At 71.2% G+C, this 1,096-nt stretch carries 1 protein-coding gene and 1 pseudogene; both read left to right on the forward strand.

The genetic code is table 11. From position 1 onward, the window contains the following. Positions 1–357, forward strand: a pseudogene (locus LF262_RS16820) (hypothetical protein); the annotation flags it as partial. Between the two features lie 35 nt (positions 358–392). Next, a partial coding sequence (locus tag LF262_RS16825) for a class F sortase (RefSeq protein WP_235781559.1) occupies positions 393–1,096 on the forward strand: 704 nt, incomplete at its 3' end.

Consider the following 1,096-nt stretch of genomic DNA (forward strand, 5'->3'; position numbering starts at 1 on the left):
CTGAAGGTCGCCGGCATGGGCGCCTCCTACACCTACAACCGGACCTTCACCCTGGACGCGAAGACCGCCGACTCGCTCAAGGCCGGTACCGCCGTCGTGGTCGTCCATGGCCTGGACCCGGCCACCCTGTCCGCCGCCGCGCAGAAGGAACCCAGTGACCTGGTCCCCTCCCTGCCTCTGGCCGCTACCTCACCGGCCTTGTGCGGTCCGGTGAAGGCCATGCCGGCCGGGGCCCCCGGCACCGGCATCACCAACCCCGCCCCGGCCAGCCCTGACCTGGGCCTGCTCGCCGCAGGCGGCGGCCTCGTCCTGGCAGCCGGCGGCGCGTACGCCCTCCGCCGCAAGCTGGCAGCCTAGAGCCTGAGAAGGCACAGGAAACAAGCAGGGACCTGATGGGAACTGAAAACAGCAGCCGCCGCGGACGCACCATCGCGTCCGCGGCGGCCGCGCTGCTCCTCGCCGGCGGGATCACCACCATTGGCCTCGGCCTCCACGCCGAACCACCCGACCCGGGGCCAACAAGCAGCGTGTCCCTTCCGGCCCCCGCCGCCGCACCGTCCCCGGACCCGCTTGCCACAACGACGCCGCCCATCGCGCCTTCCGCGGCTGTTCCGGCCCCACCGGACGCGGCTTTGCCCGCCTCGGTGCCGGTCCGGGTGGAAGTCCCTTCCATCGCCGTTGACGCGCCCCTGACCCCGCTGGGCAAGCAAGCCAACGGCGAAGTCCAGACCCCGTCCGGGGACCCGGGGTCACCCGGGGGCTGGTACCAGGACTCACCGACCCCGGGCCAGACAGGCTCCGCGGTCGTCCTCGGCCACGTCAACGCCACCAACAGCGACATCGGCCTGTTCTACCGGCTCCACGAACTCACCCCGGGGCAGACCATCACCGTCACCCGGGCCGACCACACCGCCGCGGTCTTCACCGTGGACAAAGTCGATGTCTACCACAAAGCCACCTTCCCCACGATCGAGGTATACCGGAACGCGGACCGCCCCGAGGTCCGCCTGATCACCTGCGGCGGCTATGACCGGGCCACCCGGGAGTACCTGGACAACACTGTCGTTTACGCCCACCTGACGTCCAGCCACCCCGC

It is taken from the genome of Sinomonas notoginsengisoli, from assembly GCF_021554725.1.
In the GTDB taxonomy this organism is placed as follows: domain Bacteria; phylum Actinomycetota; class Actinomycetes; order Actinomycetales; family Micrococcaceae; genus Sinomonas; species Sinomonas notoginsengisoli.